14 protein-coding genes are annotated in these 15,692 nt (G+C 72.5%); 8 read left to right on the top strand and 6 right to left on the bottom strand.

Annotated elements, in window-relative coordinates:
- Positions 1–77: 77 nt before the first annotated feature.
- On the top strand, positions 78–1,751 hold the full coding sequence (locus OG912_RS11775) for a cell division protein PerM (RefSeq protein ID WP_327713398.1): 1,674 nt from the start codon (positions 78–80) through the stop codon (positions 1,749–1,751).
- Here OG912_RS11775 and OG912_RS11770 read toward each other — a convergent pair.
- Entirely contained in the window at positions 1,741–2,688 is a 948-nt protein-coding gene (locus OG912_RS11770) for a hypothetical protein (protein ID WP_327709316.1), read from the bottom strand. The genes OG912_RS11775 and OG912_RS11770 overlap by 11 nt on opposite strands.
- 366 nt (positions 2,689–3,054) lie before the next feature.
- Here OG912_RS11770 and purN point away from each other — a divergent pair, with 366 nt between their 5' ends.
- Positions 3,055–3,711 carry a phosphoribosylglycinamide formyltransferase gene (purN, locus tag OG912_RS11765; RefSeq protein ID WP_326738200.1) on the top strand — a complete coding sequence of 219 codons (657 nt, stop codon included), beginning with the start codon at positions 3,055–3,057 and terminating at the stop codon, positions 3,709–3,711.
- Positions 3,698–5,251 (top strand): bifunctional phosphoribosylaminoimidazolecarboxamide formyltransferase/IMP cyclohydrolase, encoded by a 1,554-nt coding sequence (purH, locus tag OG912_RS11760; RefSeq protein WP_327709315.1) that lies wholly within the window; start codon positions 3,698–3,700, stop codon positions 5,249–5,251. Before purN ends, purH begins: the two co-directional genes overlap by 14 nt.
- Positions 5,252–5,412: 161 nt before the next feature.
- On the opposite strand, the gene OG912_RS11755 is transcribed toward purH, so the two are convergent.
- Positions 5,413–6,015 carry a hypothetical protein gene (locus tag OG912_RS11755; RefSeq protein ID WP_327709314.1) on the bottom strand — a complete coding sequence of 201 codons (603 nt, stop codon included), beginning with the start codon at positions 6,013–6,015 and terminating at the stop codon, positions 5,413–5,415.
- A gap of 235 nt (positions 6,016–6,250) precedes the next feature.
- On the opposite strand from OG912_RS11755, the gene OG912_RS11750 reads away from it, so the two are divergent.
- The 4 genes from OG912_RS11750 (at position 6,251) to OG912_RS11735 (ending at position 10,555) form a co-directional block, all read left to right on the top strand.
- Complete coding sequence (locus tag OG912_RS11750) at positions 6,251–7,120, top strand: bifunctional methylenetetrahydrofolate dehydrogenase/methenyltetrahydrofolate cyclohydrolase (protein ID WP_327709313.1); 870 nt, start codon at positions 6,251–6,253, stop codon at positions 7,118–7,120.
- Between the two features lie 29 nt (positions 7,121–7,149).
- Positions 7,150–7,758: a DUF3017 domain-containing protein gene (locus OG912_RS11745; protein WP_327709312.1), complete on the top strand. Its 609-nt coding sequence runs from the start codon at positions 7,150–7,152 to the stop codon at positions 7,756–7,758.
- A 467-nt stretch (positions 7,759–8,225) separates the two neighbouring features.
- Positions 8,226–9,317 carry a helix-turn-helix domain-containing protein gene (locus OG912_RS11740; RefSeq protein ID WP_327709311.1) on the top strand — a complete coding sequence of 364 codons (1,092 nt, stop codon included), beginning with the start codon at positions 8,226–8,228 and terminating at the stop codon, positions 9,315–9,317.
- Positions 9,318–9,565: 248 nt separating this feature from the next.
- Positions 9,566–10,555 carry a malate dehydrogenase gene (locus tag OG912_RS11735; RefSeq protein WP_326738206.1) on the top strand — a complete coding sequence of 330 codons (990 nt, stop codon included), beginning with the start codon at positions 9,566–9,568 and terminating at the stop codon, positions 10,553–10,555.
- A gap of 87 nt (positions 10,556–10,642) precedes the next feature.
- Here the strand turns inward: OG912_RS11735 and OG912_RS11730 are convergent, their stop codons facing one another.
- Together OG912_RS11730 and OG912_RS11725 are read right to left on the bottom strand one after the other, a co-directional pair.
- Positions 10,643–11,371 (bottom strand): isocitrate lyase/PEP mutase family protein, encoded by a 729-nt coding sequence (locus tag OG912_RS11730; RefSeq protein WP_327709310.1) that lies wholly within the window; start codon positions 11,369–11,371, stop codon positions 10,643–10,645.
- A 46-nt stretch (positions 11,372–11,417) separates the two neighbouring features.
- Positions 11,418–11,924 (bottom strand): carboxymuconolactone decarboxylase family protein, encoded by a 507-nt coding sequence (locus OG912_RS11725; protein WP_148020315.1) that lies wholly within the window; start codon positions 11,922–11,924, stop codon positions 11,418–11,420.
- Positions 11,925–11,971: 47 nt separating this feature from the next.
- Here OG912_RS11725 and pdxR point away from each other — a divergent pair, with 47 nt between their 5' ends.
- A complete protein-coding gene (gene pdxR / locus OG912_RS11720) occupies positions 11,972–13,375 on the top strand; it encodes a MocR-like pyridoxine biosynthesis transcription factor PdxR (protein ID WP_327709309.1) in 1,404 nt (467 codons plus the stop codon).
- A gap of 6 nt (positions 13,376–13,381) precedes the next feature.
- Here pdxR and OG912_RS11715 read toward each other — a convergent pair whose 3' ends face one another.
- Together OG912_RS11715 and rocD are read right to left on the bottom strand one after the other, a co-directional pair.
- Entirely contained in the window at positions 13,382–14,242 is an 861-nt protein-coding gene (locus tag OG912_RS11715) for a hypothetical protein (protein ID WP_327713397.1), read from the bottom strand.
- A 52-nt stretch (positions 14,243–14,294) separates the two neighbouring features.
- Positions 14,295–15,500 (bottom strand): ornithine--oxo-acid transaminase, encoded by a 1,206-nt coding sequence (rocD, locus tag OG912_RS11710; protein WP_327709308.1) that lies wholly within the window; start codon positions 15,498–15,500, stop codon positions 14,295–14,297.
- Positions 15,501–15,692: the final 192 nt, after the last annotated feature.

Genomic DNA, 15,692 nt, shown 5'->3' with positions numbered 1-15,692 from the left:
TATTGAGCGACACAACGGCCGTTCGCCCGTTACACGGAATAAGCGCGTGTCGTTGGGAGCATGGCGGCGTGACCCAAATGACCGAACGCGGCCCGTCGTTGTCGCCAGAGCATGGGCGGTCCGCCGTGCAGGCGCGGGCGCTGCTGCGCGGCGCCGTCGCGGCGGGGCTGGGGCTGGGCTCCGTCGCCGTGCTCGTCGTGGTGCTCTGGATCAGTTCCCCGGCACCCGACAGCGGCCCGGGCGAGGCCGTCCACGCGGCGGCGGGTCTCTGGCTGCTCGCGCACGGCGCCGAACTCATCAGGACCGACACGCTGACCGGGGCCCCGGCTCCCGTCGGCGTCGTTCCGCTGCTCCTCACCGTCCTGCCGGTCTGGCTGGTGCACCGCGCCGCCAGGGATGTGCTGGAGCCGGAGGAGGGGCGCGGTGCTCCCTCGGCCGGTGGCGCGTTCGCCCTGGTGACGGGGGGATATCTGCTGGTCGGGGCGGCGGTCGCGCTTTACGCCCGGGACTCGTCGCTTGCCGCGCGGCCGCTGTCCCTGCTGTTCCCGTCGGTCCTCGTGGTGGCGGGCGCGGCGGCCGCCGGGGTGTGGACGGCCTCGGGGCGCCCGCTCGGGCCGCCCCCCTCCTGGGCGCCGGTGCGGCTGCACGAGGCGATGGCGCGCTCCCGGTTCGCGCGGCGCGCGGAGGCGGTGGGCCGGTCCGCGGCGGCCGGGGTGGCGGTTCTGCTGGGCGGGGGAGCTCTGGTGGCCGCGGCGGCGCTGGTGTGGCACGCGGAACCGGTCCAGGAGTCGTTCCTGCGGCTCTCCGGCGACTGGGCCGGGCGGTTCGCGGTGCTCCTGCTGGCGCTGGCGCTGGTGCCGAACGCCGCGGTGTGGGGTGCCGCGTACGGGCTCGGCCCCGGATTCGCGCTCGGTACGGCGTCCACGGCCACCCCGATCGCCTTCGAGGGGCGCCCGTCGCTGCCGGACTTCCCGCTGCTGGGCGCGCTGCCGGCCCAGGGGCCCGGGACGCCCCTGAACTGGGCGGCCGCCGCGGTGCCGGTCGCGGCCGCGTTGACGGTCGCCTGGTTCACCGTACGAAGGGCGGCGCCCGCCCACGGCGAGCGCGAGGAGGCGTGGAGCCTGCGGGAGACGGCGCTCACCGCCGCGCTGGCGGCGGTCGGCTGCGGTATGGGCGCGGCCCTGCTGGCGGCCGCGGCCGGAGGGCCGCTCGGGACGCACGCGCTGGCACGGTTCGGACCCGTCTGGTGGCTCACGGGAGCGGCGGCCCTGGTGTGGACGGCGGCGCTCGCCGTACCGGTGGCGCTGCTGCTGCGGGCCTGGCGGCTCCGTGGGCGTACACCGGCCGAACAGCAGGAGGCCGAGGCGGAGGGAGTCGTTCCGGACGGTACGGACGAGGCCCGGAAGCCCGGGGACGAGGCGGAGGAGGAGGCCGGGAAGGCCTGGCGCAGGTGGTGGCCGAGGCGCGGCCCCCGGCCGGCGGAACCCGGGACGGCCGAGGCCCCCGTGTCAGTGCCCCGCCCGGCCGGCCCCCGTCAGGCCGAGGAGGACGACGCGTTCGAGGCGTACGACTTCCTGCCGACCGACCCCTGGCACGCGAAGACGTCCGACGCGCGGCCGGCCCGGTCAGCGGCACCAGCGGCAACCGCAGCACCCTCGGCAGCCGGAGAAACCGCTCCGGCGACGGACTCCACAGCGTCCGGACCGGCCGCGCCCCTCGGCCCGGCCGGTCCCGAGGACGCTACTCCTTGACGCCGAAGAAGGGTTCCAGCGGCTTCGGGAGCAGGTCGTTGCAGGACAGCTGCCCCGCCTTGGTGAGGGAGTCGTTCACACAGGTGTAGTAGTCCCGGTAGACCAGCTGCACGGTGAACGTCGTCGCGACGATGGACAGGGCGATCAGCGCCGTCACCAGGCCGCTGACCGCGGCCGTCGTCTGCTGCCGGCTGCCGCGCTGGAGGTAGTTGGTTCCCTGCGGGCCCGCCGCGGCAGTGGATCCGGTGATCGGTGCCGGTGCCGGTGAGGCGCCCGCGCCGGGAGCCCCGGCCGGACCGGTGGCCGCTCCCGGAGCCGACGGCTCCTTCGGCTTGGCCCGGAGCGCGCTGATCGACCAGTAGGTGGCGAGTGCGCCGAGCAGCAGCGCGATCTCCGGGAGGTCGAAGAGCGCGAAGAAGAAGGCCCACATGCCCGAGAGCAGTGAGTAGCGGGCCCGGCGCTGGACCGGGTCGGTCGGGTCCCAGCGCAGGCCGCCGCGGGAGCCCTCCGGGCCGCCCCGTCCGCCGCCCTGGCCGTTCGGTCCGCCGGGTCCGGTGGGCTGTCCGCCGAAGGTGCCGTTCTGGCGCCCCGGCTGGTGGCTGCTCCACTGGCTGCCCCAGACGGGCCGATTGTCGGAGGAGCCGCCCTCGGGTGCGTCCCCGGAGGCGCCGTCGCCCTCACCGTTCTTGCCGCCGTTGACCGGGTGGCGCGGCTGCCACGGCTGATCGGGGCGGTCCTCGGGTGGCGGGGCGAACGGGTTGTCGTCGCCGGGACCGGACGATCCGGAGGAACCGTCCGGCGAGGAGGAGGGCGGAGTGGAAGAGGAGGAGGAAGAGGAAGAAGGGCCCGGCGTGGGGGACTGGCGCTCCCGCATCAGCAGTGAGGACCGCTCGGGCAGCGGGTGGCGAAAGGCGGTGCGGCGGCGTCGGTCCGGCATATGGTGAACGTCTTCCCCATCTCGTCATTTCCGCCCGGCGGACGGTTCGCTGTCCCCTGACGCTACCCTCCGGCGCGGAGGGGCCGGAAGCTGGGCGTACAGGCGTGGTGGCCGACAGCTGCCACCCGGACCGCCCCGCCCCTGCCGGGCCGGCGGTCACCGGACCCTCACCCCCGTCAGACGAGGGCCTTCCGAGGTGCCGGTATCGTTGCTGACGGTCGGCTCGTTCGTAGAGTTCCCCGTATCGAGGGGCGCGATTCTTTCGTACGACCGTACAAACAGCATGGCCGCCGTGCCGCCGGTCCCGCAATGTGGCGGGTGGTGCGGCCGCTTCGAACTGCTCCACACGCGAGAAAGGGCCCAGCCGTGGCCTCCCCGCTCTCCTCCGCCGGACCGGCCCGTCTGGTCGTCCTGGTCTCCGGTTCCGGTACGAACCTCCAAGCCCTGCTCGACACGATCGGCGACGACCCCGAGGGGTACGGCGCCCGGATCGTCGCGGTCGGTGCGGACCGCGACTCCATCGCAGGTCTGGAGCGGGCCGAGCGGGCCGGGATTCCCACCTTCGTGTGCAGGGTCAAGGACCACGCGACGCGCGGGGAGTGGGACGCGGCACTCGCCGCGGCCACCGCCGAGCACCGCCCCGACCTCGTCGTGTCCGCGGGCTTCATGAAGATCGTGGGCAAGGAGTTCCTCGCCGGGTTCGGCGGCCGGTTCATCAACACCCACCCCGCCCTGCTCCCCAGCTTTCCCGGAGCCCACGGTGTGCGCGACGCGCTCGCGTACGGCGTGAAGGTCACCGGGTGCACCGTCCACTTCGTCGACGACGGCGTCGACACCGGTCCGATCATCGCGCAGGGCGTGGTCGAGGTGACCGAAGAGGACACCCCGGAGGGCGAAGCAGCCCTCCACGAACGCATCAAGGAAGTCGAGCGCAAGCTGCTCGTCGAGGCCGTGGGGCGGCTCGCCCGTGACGGCTATCGCATTGAGGGACGAAAGGTTCATCTCGGTCATGTCGGTGAATAAGCCCATCCGCCGCGCCCTGGTCAGCGTCTACGACAAGACGGGGCTCGAAGACCTCGCGCGCGGTCTGCACGAGGCGGGTGTCGAGCTGGTCTCCACCGGCTCCACCGCCGGGAAGATCGCAGCCGCCGGAGTGCCCGTTACCAAGGTCGAGGAGCTCACCGGCTTCCCCGAGTGCCTCGACGGCCGCGTCAAGACGCTGCACCCGCGCGTCCACGCCGGCATCCTGGCCGACCTGCGCCTGGACGCCCACCGCGAGCAGCTCGCCGAGCTCGGCGTGGAGCCGTTCGACCTGGTGGTCGTCAACCTCTACCCGTTCAAGGCGACCGTCGCCTCCGGCGCCTCCGACGACGAGTGCGTGGAGCAGATCGACATCGGCGGCCCGTCGATGGTCCGCGCCGCCGCCAAGAACCACCCGTCGGTCGCCGTCGTCACCAGCCCCGAGCGCTACGCCGACGTCCTCGCCGCCGTCAAGGCGGGCGGCTTCGACCTGACCGCCCGCAAGCGGCTCGCCGCCGAGGCCTTCCAGCACACCGCCGCGTACGACGTGGCCGTCGCCTCCTGGTTCGCCGCCGACTACGCCGCAGCCGACGACTCGGGCTTCCCCGACTTCACCGGTGCGACGTACGAGCGCAAGAACGTCCTGCGCTATGGCGAGAACCCGCACCAGCCCGCCGCGCTCTACACCTCCGGCGAAGGCGGCCTCGCCGAGGCGGAGCAGCTGCACGGCAAGGAGATGTCGTACAACAACTACACGGACACCGACGCCGCGCGCCGGGCCGCGTACGACCACGCCGAGCCGTGCGTCGCGATCATCAAGCACGCCAACCCGTGCGGCATCGCGATCGCCGACGACGTCGCCGAGGCGCACCGCAACGCCCACGCCTGTGACCCGCTGTCGGCGTTCGGCGGCGTCATCGCCGTCAACCGTCCGGTGACGGTCGCCATGGCCGAGCAGGTCGCGGAGATCTTCACCGAGGTCATCGTCGCCCCGGCGTACGAGGACGGCGCCGTCGAGGTGCTCGCCCGCAAGAAGAACATCCGCGTGCTGCGCTGCCCCGACGCCCCGTCCTCCGAGGTCGAGGTCAAGCCGATCGACGGCGGCGCGCTGCTCCAGGTGACCGACCGCCTCCAGGCCGACGGCGACGACCCGGCCAACTGGACGCTCGCCACGGGTGAGGCGCTCTCCGCCGACGAGCTCCGTGAGCTCGCCTTCGCGTGGAAGGCGTGCCGCGCGGTCAAGTCCAACGCGATCCTGCTCGCCAAGGACGGGGCCTCGGTCGGCGTCGGCATGGGCCAGGTCAACCGCGTCGACTCCGCGAAGCTCGCCGTCGAGCGCGCGGGCGAGGAGCGGGCCCGGGGCGCGTACGCGGCCTCCGACGCCTTCTTCCCCTTCCCCGACGGGCTGGAGATCCTGACCGCGGCCGGCATCAAGGCCGTGGCACAGCCGGGCGGTTCGGTCCGCGACGAGCTGGTGGTCGAGGCGGCGAAGAAAGCGGGCGTGACGATGTACTTCACGGGGACCCGGCACTTCTTCCACTGAGCGGGAAGGCCGCCGGGTTCGCCCGGCGGCCGTCCGGTGCCGAGTCGGCAAGCAGAAGGCCGAAGGCCGTGAACCCGAGCGGGGTTCACGGCCTTCGGCCTGTTCCTGTTCCGGAGCGGATCGCGGTCGCGGGTGACGCTGGGGTTCCCGCGACGGCCGGATCAGTACTGGTGTTGCTGCTGCTGCCCGCGGTTGAACCAGGAGCCGCCGTCCGACTTCGCCACGAAGACGATGATCAGCACGGAGAGAACCGTGTGGACCAGGCCGACGACGATGAAGGGGTACAGCCCCAGCAGCGCGGTGATCGATGCGAAGACGATGGCGAAGATGCGGATTCCGTTGCCGCCACTGCCGAACTTCACGGCGAGGAACACGGCGAGGGCGCCCCACACCAGGACGAGCGCCGCGATGGCCCACAGCGCGCTGGAGGAGTAGTCGGCCAGCTGCTGGAACTGGACGTCGTCCTTCAGGGTTTCGTCGTTCTTCGCAGCGTTCACGGCCACGGCGCTGAGGATGATGAGGATCATGCCGATCAGCTGGAAGCCCGCGATCACGTAGAGCATGACGCGCGCTGCCTTCACACCGCCCGGCATCTCCTGAACGCCGCCGAAGCCGGCGCCGAACTGGGGATTGACCGGCGGTGCGGAGGGGTAGCCGTAGCCCTGCTGAGGCACGCCCTGCGGGGCCTGCTGGGGATAGCCGTAGCCGGGCTGCCCGCCTTGCTGCGGCTGGCCGTAGGGGTTGTTCGGGTCGCCGTTGCTCATGGCGAGATTCCTCCGTTGTGAAATATGCGGGGACGAAGCGGTCCGCGCGGAGGAATGCTGCGCAATTGAAACGGTCTGTCCCCCCGACACTGTCCGCGTACTGCGCGGCTAATCGTGGTCTTGACATCATCTTTTTGTCCAGTCGGTCGCTCTATGTGTTGTGCAAGTGCAATCAGCTGTCCACGCCCCGTACCCGGAATTGGTCCGTGGGCGGGGCATCCGCGAGAATGTCCCCATGACTGCCCAGATTCTCGATGGCAAGGCCACCGCAGCCGCGATCAAGTCCGATCTCACCGTCCGCGTGGCGGCCCTCAGGGCCCGGGGTATCACCCCCGGCCTGGGAACCCTGCTGGTCGGGGACGACCCGGGCAGCAGGTGGTACGTGAACGGCAAGCACAAGGACTGCGCCCAGGTCGGCATCGGCTCGATCCAGCGCGAACTCCCCGACACCGCCACGCAGGAGGAGATCGAGGACGTCGTCCGCGAACTCAACGCCGACCCCGCGTGCACCGGTTACATCGTGCAGCTGCCCCTGCCCAAGGGCATCGACACCAACCGCGTCCTGGAACTCATGGATCCGGCCAAGGACGCCGACGGCCTGCACCCGATGAGCCTGGGCCGGCTCGTGCTCAACGAGCAGGGCCCGCTGCCCTGCACCCCGCAGGGCGTCGTGCAGCTGCTGCGTCACCACGGTGTCGAGATCAACGGCGCGCACGTGGTCGTCGTCGGACGCGGCGTCACCATCGGCCGGTCGATCCCGCTGCTGCTGACCCGTAAGTCCGAGAACGCCACGGTGACCCAGTGCCACACCGGTACCCGTGACCTCTCCTCCCACCTCCGCCAGGCGGACATCATCGTCGCCGCCGCCGGCGTGCCGCACATCATCAAGCCCGAGGACGTGAAGCCGGGCGCGGCCGTGCTCGACGTCGGCGTCAGCCGGGACGAGAACGGCAAGATCGTCGGCGACGTCCACCCGGGCGTGGCCGAGGTCGCCGCCTGGATCTCGCCGAACCCGGGCGGTGTCGGTCCGATGACCCGCGCCCAGCTGCTCGTCAATGTCGTCGAGGCCGCCGAGCGCGACGCCGACGCCGCCGACGCCGTCTGAGCCGGCTCATCCGATCCGGAAGGAACCCCATGGGTGCTGGTACGAGTCCGGCCGACCGGGCCGCCTCGGCGACCGGCCCGGCCGACGAGCAGGCAGAAGGCACGGCTGACGCCGCGGCCGCGGGCGTGACCGACGCCCCGGCCGCAGATGCGGCCGAGGGGCCTGCCGACGGTCCGGACGGCCGCACCGGCAGCCACCCGGAACCCGGTCCCGAAGGGGCTTCCGCGTCTCCTGCGGCGCGCCGGTCGCGGCGTTTCCCGTCGTTCACCCGGGACACCGCGCGCCCCGAGGGCGGCGGCCGGGCGGCGGGCGGGGACGCCCCCGCGCCCGCCCGTCAGTGGCCGCTGCTCGCCGTGCTCTGCACGGCCGGGGCCGGTCTGCTGATCGTGGCCGCCGACCCCTTCGCCGAGGCTTTCCGGATCGGCACGATCCTGATCGGCGTGGCGCTCATCGGGGGCGCGGTCCTGCGGCTCGTGGTCCCGTCGGTGGGCATGCTCGCGGTGCGTTCCCGCTTCACCGACCTGGTGACGTACGGACTGCTGGGCGTCCTCATCGTGATGCTGTCGCTCATGGCGCAGCCCAAGCCGTGGCTGGACATCCCGCTCCTGGAGGACGCGGTCCACTTCACGATCCGCTGACACGGTCCGCCGAGCGGTGTCCGTCCCCTCCCCCGAGAAGGGACGGACACCGGGGCGGGGCGCACCGGAGCGAAAAGCTCCGGAAAGCGGCGACTTGAGCGGCCTTGCCCCGTCCTGACTCCAGCCTTGTTGACGGGGATCGAGGGTTCAAGGGATGACTGTGGCCTGTGGCACGGAAGTGACCATTCCGCCACGGTGTGATCGCTGGGCAACGGTGGCAGACTGACCCGGCCGCCATGGGCGGGGCGTGCGAGCGGGCGCCCGGACGCCCGAGTGCCACCGTGCGCTCCCTCCCCAGGAACTGGCAGTCTGCGTTCGCGCATCTACCTGGGTAGTCCGGAACGGAAGACCACCGGTTCGGACAGCGGGGCAGACCGTGCGCGGCGCAGCGGAATCCGGGCGGACCGAACGGGACGCACAAGCAGCGAGTCGTCAGCGGTAGCGGTAGCGGTAAGTAGGGGGAATTGATGCCTCGTTGGAAGGCACTGCCGGAGGAGCTCGACCCACAGATCCGGGAGTTCACCGGCCAGCTGCGCAGACTCGTCGACCGCAGCGGCCTGAGCATCGCCGCGCTGGCCGACCGCACGGGCTACAGCAAGACGTCGTGGGAGCGGTATCTGAACGGCCGGCTGCTCGCTCCCCGTGGTGCGATTGCCGCGCTCGCCGAGGCGACCGGTACCGACCAGGCCCATCTGAACACCATGTGGGAGCTGGCGGAGCGGGCCTGGAGCCGCGCCGAGATGCGCCACGACATGACGATGGAGGCCATCCGGATCACCCAGGCGCGGGCCGCGCTCGACGAGGCCGGGGGTCCGCGCGGACACGGCAGGAGCCGCCCCTCCGGCGCCGTCGGTACGGCGGGGGGCGCACGGCCCGGCCAGGGCCGCTCACCGTCCGTGCCGGCCCAGCGCGGTTCCCTTCCGCGGGTGCCGCAGCAGCCGCAGGCCGGGCCGGACTCCGCCCCGGGGCACGGCCTGCCGCCCGCCGTGGCCTTCGTCGCCGGCATCGGCGGACCGCAGCCGCCCGCGCGCCGTGACGGCGGACGGGGCACGGCCGGGGGCGGCCGCAGGACGGCCGTGATCGTGGCGGTCGTCGTGGGCGTTCTGCTCGTGGTCACCGGGGTGGTGCTGCTGATCGGCTTGGGCGGCGGTTCCAAGGGCGCCGGGGCCGTGACCACGCCTTCCCCGACGCCGAGGACCAGCGCTCCGCCGCTGCCCGCCGGGGTCGAGTGCAGCGGTTCCACGTGTGCGGGCCAGGACCCCGAGGACATGGGCTGCGGCGGCGAGCACGTCCGTACGCTCTCCAGCGCCACCGTCGGTACGAGCGTCATAGAGGTCCGGTACAGCGAGACCTGCGCGGCGGCGTGGGCCCGGATCACCAAGGCGGCCCCCGGCGACGTCGTGGAGATCACCGCGGGCGACGCGGGGCAGAACGGAACGGCGGACGCGACCACGGCCGCGTACACCCCGATGGTCGCCGTGAAGCGGATCGCCGACGTCGAGGCGTGCGCCACGCTCGCCTCCGGCACGAAGGGGTGCACGGTCGAAGCGGCCGGGTAAGGGGAAGGGCGTCACGCCCGGACGCCTGCTCACGCCCGCACGCCCGCTCACGCCCGCACGCCCGCCGGGGTCGCGGAGCCGGGTGAGCGGGGAGTGACCGGTTGTGTGCGGTGCCACAGGGGGGTGGGCGGCCGAGGGGTTCCGGGTCGGATAGCCTGATCGCTGGATATCTCTTCACATCAAGATTCAGGGATGTCCAGCACCCGGGGCCAGGAGCCCCCACCGCCAGCTGTCTAACGGAGATCGCCATGACCCGCACTCCCGTGAATGTCACCGTGACCGGCGCAGCCGGCCAGATCGGCTACGCGCTGCTCTTCCGCATCGCCTCCGGCCACCTGCTCGGCCCGGACGTGCCGGTCAACCTGCGTCTCCTGGAGATCCCGCAGGGGCTGAAGGCCGCCGAGGGCACCGCGATGGAGCTCGACGACTGCGCCTTCCCGCTGCTGCGCAACATCGAGATCACCGATGACGCCAACGTCGGCTTCGCCGGTGCGAACGTCGCCCTGCTCGTCGGCGCCCGCCCGCGCACCAAGGGCATGGAGCGCGGCGACCTGCTCTCCGCCAACGGCGGCATCTTCAAGCCGCAGGGCAAGGCGATCAACGACAACGCCGCGGACGACATCAAGGTCCTCGTCGTCGGCAACCCGGCCAACACCAACGCGCTCATCGCGCAGGCCGCCGCCCCGGACGTACCGGCGGACCGCTTCACCGCGATGACCCGTCTGGACCACAACCGCGCGATCTCGCAGCTGGCCGCCAAGACCGGTGCCGCCGTCTCCGACATCAAGAAGCTGACGATCTGGGGCAACCACTCGGCCACCCAGTACCCGGACATCTTCCACGCGGAGGTCGCCGGGAAGAACGCCGCCGAGCTCGTCAACGACGAGGCCTGGCTGGCCGACACCTTCATCCCGACCGTCGCCAAGCGCGGCGCCGCGATCATCGAGGCCCGTGGCGCGTCCTCGGCCGCCTCGGCCGCGAACGCCGCCATCGACCACGTGCACACCTGGGTCAACGGCACCGCCGCGGGCGACTGGACCTCGATGGGTATCCCGTCGGACGGCTCCTACGGCGTCCCCGAGGGCATCATCTCCTCGTTCCCCGTCACCACGGAGAACGGCACGTACAAGATCGTCCAGGGCCTGGACATCAACGAGTTCTCCCGTGCGCGCATCGACGCGTCGGTGAAGGAGCTCACCGAGGAGCGCGACGCGGTTCGCGAGCTCGGCCTGATCTGATCCGTCCGTCCCCCAGGGACACACGGACGCCACCGCCCCCGGCAGCAGTCGCTGCCGGGGGCGGTGGCGTTTCCGGTTCGGGGGTCCTCAGGCCGTGCGGAGCCCGGTGGCGAACTCGCCCAGGGCCGCCATGGCGCGGCGCTGGAGGCCGGGACCGAACGTGACCCGGGCGGCGCCCAGTTCGCCGAGGCGCCGCGGACCCGGACCGTCCGGCCGGGCAAGGGCGTTGAGCGGCACCGGTACGGCGGCGGCCAGGCGGGGGAGTGCCTCGGGCGGCGCCATGATCGGGTAGACGCCGTCGGCGCCCGCCGCCACGTACAGCAGCGCGCGGCGCACGGTCTCGGCCTCCTGGTCCGTGCCTTCCGGCACCCCGGTGACGTACGTGTCCACCCGGGCGTTGACGAACAGCTTGTCCCCGGCGGCCGCCCGCACCTCGGCCAGCCGGTCCGCCTGCCATCGGGCGTCCACCAGGACCCCGTCCACCGTGTCCTCCAGATTGCAGCCGACGGCCCCGGCGCCGAGCAGCCGCTCCACCAGCTCCCGGGGCGCCAGCCCGTACCCCGCCTCGATATCGGCCGACACGGGTACGGAGACGGCGCGGGCGATCCGCCCCACCGCCGCGAACATCTCGGCAGCGGGCGTGGCCCCGTCCTCGTATCCGAGCGAGGCCGCGATCCCCGCGCTCGGGGTGGCCAGGGCGGGGAACCCCGCGTCCGCCAGGACGCGGGCGCTCGCGGCGTCCCACGGGCCGGGGAGGACCAGCGGATCGCCGGGAGTGCGGCTGAGGTGCAGCGCGCGGAGGTCGGACGCGGTCATCGCGGAAGGCTCCTGAGGTGGGTGGTGCGGGGTGGCGGTGCCTGGATCAGTGGTCGCCGGGCGTGTAGTGGCCCGGGACCATGCGGGTGGTCACGGCGAACCGGTTCCAGGCGTTGATCGCGATGATCGCGGCGATGAGGTGGGCGAGCTCGGTCTCGTCGAAGTGCTTGGCCGCCTTCGCGTACACCTCGTCGGGCACGAAGCCGTCGGTCAGGACGGTGACCGCCTCGGTCAGCTCGATCGCCGCGATCTCCTTCGGCGTGTAGAAGTGCTGCGACTCCTCCCAGGCGCTGAGCTGCACGATCCGCTGCACGGACTCACCCGCGGCGAGTGCGTCCTTGGTGTGCATGTCGAGGCAGAACGCGCAGTGGTTGAGCTGCGAGGACCGGATCTTCACGAGCTCGGCCACGACCGGATCGAGCCCCTTGGCGGCGGCGCCGTCCATGCGGGCCATCGCCTTGTAGACGTCGGGGGCGTGCTGGGTCCACTGCATGCGCGGGGTGTGCTCGGCGGTGTACTCGGAGGTCGTGGGGCTGTTCTCGTTCGTCGTCATGGATATGACGCTACGCGGTCAGTGGCGCACCTGTATGGTCCATTTCCATGACGGATCCCTGGGCCACTTTCGGTGCCGACCTGCACCTCGACCTGACCGGATCGAGCGGGCTGCGGACCGGTCTCATGGACGCCCTGCGGGAGGCGGCCAGGACCGGCCGGCTGGCGCCCGGGACCCGGTTGCCCTCGTCCAGGACCCTCGCCGCCGACCTGGGCATCGCCCGCAACACCGTCGCCGACGCCTACGCGGAACTGGTCGCCGAGGGCTGGCTCACCGCCCGGCAGGGCTCGGGCACCCGGGTGGCGCAGCGGTCCGAGCCGCGCCCGTCCGCCACCAGGACGCCGCGTACCCGGCCGCCCCGCAGCAGTCCCGCGTACAGCCTGATGCCCGGCTCGCCCGACCTGGCCACGTTCCCGCGCGCCGAATGGCTGAAGGCGGCCCGCCGCGCCGTCACCCGCGCGCCCAACGACGCCTTCGGATACGGCGACCCGCGCGGCCGCATCGAGCTGCGCACCGTGCTCGCCGACTATCTGGCACGGGCCCGCGGGGTGTACGCGGAACCCGAACGCATCATGGTCTGCGCCGGCTTCGTCCACGGGCTGAGGATGATGGGCGCGGTGCTGCGGGAGCGCCGGGTGCGCGAGGTCGCCGTCGAGTCGTACGGACTGGACCCGCACACGGGCCTGCTCACCGGTGCCGGGCTGCGCACCCCCTGCCTGCCGCTCGACGGACTCGGCTCCCGGACCGGTGAACTGAACGGGATGCGGGGCGCGGGCGCGGTGCTCCTGACACCCGCTCACCAGTTCCCGACCGGGGTGCCGCTCCACCCCGACCGGCGGGCCGCGGCGGTCGACTGGGCGCGTAGCACCGGCGGGCTGGTCCTGGAGGACGACTACGACGGGGAGTTCCGCTACGACCGCCAGCCGGTCGGCGCACTCCAGGGACTGGACCCCGAACGCGTCGTGTACCTGGGGACGGCCAGCAAGTCACTGGCGCCGGGGCTGCGGCTGGGGTGGATGGTGGTGCCGCAGTCGCTGGTGGGCGAGGTGACCGAGGCCAAGGGCTGGAGCGACTGGGCGTCGAGCGCGCTGGACCAGCTGACCCTGGCGGAGTTCATCGCCTCCGGCGCGTACGACCGGCATGTGCGCTCCATGCGGCTGCGCTACCGCAACCGCCGCGACCAGTTGGTCGCGGCCCTGGCGGAGCGGGCCCCCGCCATCCGGGTCAGCGGGATCGCCGCCGGGCTGCACGCCGTGCTCGAACTTCCCGAGGGCAGCGAGGCCGAGGTGGTTCGGGCAGCGGCCTGGCAGGGGCTCGCCGTGCAGGGGCTGTCCTTCTTCCGGCACCCGGACGCCGAGGTGCGGCGCGAGGCGCTGGTCATCGGTTACGGAACGCCGACCGACAGCGCCTGGGCGGGCGCACTGGACGCCCTCTGCCGGATCCTGCCGTGACGGGTCCTACGGATGTACGCCGCCCGGAAGCGCGGGCTTCGGAGTGTCCGCCGGGGCCTCGCCGAACCGGGCCAGGGCCAGCGCTCCCGCCACGGCCACCGCGAAGCCGGTGACCGCGAGCCAGCCGAGTCCGTCGCGCGTACGGTCCCCGAGCCAGATGACCCCCACCAGCGCGGGCCCGATCGTCTCGCCCAGCACCATCCCGGCCGTGGCCGTCGTCACCGAACCGCGCTGCAGCGCCGAGGTGAGCAGCAGAAACGCGGAACCGCCGCCCACCAGCAGCGCGTAGACGGCGGGATTGGTCACGAGCGCGGACGGTGACACGTCGTCGATCAGCCGGACGGCGACCTCCACCACCCCGAAACCGCAGCCCGCACCGAGTCCCAGGACGAGGGCGCGCGCCCGCTCGGGCAGCCGGCCGGCCGCGGCGCCGGTCAGCAGGACGGCGACGGCGATGCCGAGCATCGACCAGCGCAGCGCGTCCGATCCGGCCGCCTGCCCCTCCTCGCCGGAGGAGAGCCCCAGCAGGCCGAGGCCCGCGCAGACCACGGCGACGGCCGTCCACTCGGTGGTGCTCAGCCGCACCGCGAGCAGCCGGGCGGCGACGACCGCGGTCACGGCGAGACTCGCGGCCAGGGCGGCGCCCACCGCATAGATGGGCAGGGAACGCAGGGCGATGATCTGGAAGACGAAACCGAGGCCGTCGAGGGCGAGCCCGGCCACGTACCGCCACTGGCGAAGGGCCCGCAGCAACAGCGCCGGATCCACCCCCGCACCGGCCCCGGGCTCGCTGGCGGCCCGCGCGGCGACGGCCTGAAGTACGGAGGCCGTGCCGAAGCAGACCGCGGAAGCGAGCGCGCAGATCATCCCCAGGAGCACACGGGGACTCTACTGGCGGGGGCGCGCGATCCCTCAGGGATCAGCCCCGCAACACCTCGCGCAGTTGCTCCAGCCCCCAGTCCAGGTCCTCCTTGCTGATCACCAGCGGTGGGGCGATGCGGATCGTCGAACCGTGGGTGTCCTTCACCAGCACCCGCCGGTCCATCAGCTTCTCGGAGATCTGCCGTCCCGTGCCGCGGCCCGGATCGATGTCGACGCCCGCCCACAGCCCACGGCCCCGCACCGCCTCGACCGCGCCGCCGCCCACCAGCAGGCCCAGCTCCTGATGAAGGTGCTCGCCCAGCTCCGCCGCCCGCTGCTGGTACTCACCGGTGCGCAGCATCGCGATGACCTCCAGCGCGACCGCGCACGCCAGCGGATTGCCGCCGAACGTCGAGCCGTGCTCCCCGGGCCGGTAGATCCCCAGCACCGCCGCCGACGACACCACCGCCGACACCGGCACCACGCCTCCGCCCAGCGCCTTGCCGAGCACGTACATGTCGGGCACGACACCCTCGTGCTCACAGGCGAAGGTCTTCCCGGTCCGGCCGAGGCCCGACTGGATCTCGTCCGCGATGAACAGCACGTTCCGCTCGCGGGTCAGCTCCCGGACCCCGGGGAGATAGCCGGGCGGCGGGACCAGCACCCCGGCCTCGCCCTGGATCGGCTCCAGCAGCACCGCCACGGTGTTCTCGGTCATGGCCTCGCGCAGCGCGGTCAGGTCCCCGTACGGCACGATCTCGAACCCCGGTGTGTACGGACCGAAGTCCGCGCGCGCCTCGTGGTCCGTGGAGAAGCTGACGATCGTCGTCGTCCGGCCGTGGAAGTTGTCGGCGGCGACGATGATCTTCGCCATCCCGTCCGGGACGCCCTTGACCCGGTAGCCCCACTTGCGGGCGGTCTTCACCGCGGTCTCCACGGCCTCCGCCCCGGTGTTCATCGGCAGGACCATCTCCATGCCGCACAGCTCGGCGAGCTGCGTACAGAAGTTGGCGAAGCGGTCGTGGTGGAAGGCCCGTGAGGTGAGGGTCACCCGCTCCAGCTGTGCCTTGGCCGCGTCGATGAGTCGGCGGTTGCCGTGGCCGAAATTGAGCGCCGAGTAACCGGCGAGCATGTCGAGGTAGCGCCGGCCCTCGACATCGGTCATCCAGGCGCCGTCCGCCGTCGCGACGACGACGGGCAGCGGGTGGTAGTTGTGCGCACTGTGCGCCTCGGCGGAGGCGATGGCGGTTTCCGTGGTCGACACGGGATCTCCGTTCGTCGTGCGGCCCGGGCTGGGATGGTGCCCACTTTGTATCGTCGGTCGGATCTCCCACGAGGAAACCTTCACTTCACGGCGCGCCCGCGTCGTCCGCTGCCGTGAGGGCTTCCGGCCCGTCCGCAGGGGCCCTCCTGCGTCCTCACACCTTTCTTACACCGGCTGCCCGAGATCGGTTCC

The sequence above is a fragment of the Streptomyces sp. NBC_00464 genome, from assembly GCF_036013915.1.
Taxonomy (GTDB): domain Bacteria; phylum Actinomycetota; class Actinomycetes; order Streptomycetales; family Streptomycetaceae; genus Streptomyces.
Note: the sequence above shows the minus strand (reverse complement) of the source record. Positions and strands in the feature narration are given on the sequence as shown.